2 protein-coding genes are annotated in these 975 nt (G+C 66.7%); both read right to left on the bottom strand.

Annotated elements, in window-relative coordinates:
- Positions 1–369 (bottom strand): alpha-ketoglutarate-dependent dioxygenase AlkB family protein (locus ACYVDE_RS24245; RefSeq protein ID WP_460504087.1); only part of this gene is annotated, 369 nt, incomplete at its 3' end.
- Positions 370–431: 62 nt separating this feature from the next.
- The coding region (locus ACYVDE_RS24250) for a hypothetical protein (protein WP_460504088.1) at positions 432–975 on the bottom strand (544 nt) is incomplete at its 5' end.

Raw genomic sequence — 975 nt, forward strand, 5'->3', positions numbered from 1 at the left:
GCCCAGCTCGGGCTCGTCGTCGGCGTGCCAGCCCATGCTGTCGAGGCCGTCGCGGTATAGGTTCAGCAGCACGCTGTTGTAGCGGGCGTGGGTGGCGGTTTCGAGGCGCTGGCGCAGGTCGGCCAGGGCGGGCAGCCAGGGCAGAGGCTCCCAGGTGAGGTTGGAGTAGGTGTAGCGGGCTTCGGGGTCGCCATACCAGGCGGTGAGGCGCGGCTGCGGAAACTCCTGCCCAAACAGGCGAATGGTACGCTGCTCCCAGGCTGCCGCCGCAGTGAGGTGGGCCAGCAGCACGGTGGCTTCGGCGGCGGGCAAAAAGGCGGGGGCAAAAAGTAGCTCGGCCCCGGGTAGCAGCAGGTTTTGAAGAGCCATGAACGGGTGGCAAACAGCAAGGCCCGGCGGTTGGCCGGGCCTTGGGTGGTGGGGGTGGTTATTTATTTCGGCATCATGCGCTCGAACTGCTCCTGCACTTCTTTAGGCTGTTGCTTCAGCAGGTAGTTGTTCAGCCGCTGGGCGCCGTACAGGAAGGCGAAGCACACCAGCAGCGGCGGCAGCCAGCTGCGGCTGCGGTAGCGCATGCCACCCATGTTGCGCGGCCAGAACCAGAGCATGTAGGCCAGAATGGGCGGCAGGTTGATGAGCGGCCCGTACCAGGAGCTCAGGCCGTAGATGGGCAGCGCCCACTGTAGCACCACGGCCACGGCCACCACGTAAGCCACCAGAAACAGCACCAGCCCAAGCAGGGCCCGCTTGCGGTCTACCCGCCACAAATTGAGGCCCAGCAGCACGCCGCCGGCCACAAACGTGAACGGTACCGAAAAGAGCATAATCGTGACCGGCGAGTACAGCGCCGGGCGGCTTTCGTCGGCTTCCTCCTCGGCTTCGGCCGCTACCGGCTGCACAGCTTCGCGGCGGGCGGCTTCGGCTTTTTCATCGAGGGCGCGCTGGGCAGCGGCCCCGGCTTCGAGGGTGGGGCGC

The sequence above is a fragment of the Hymenobacter agri genome, from assembly GCF_054778495.1.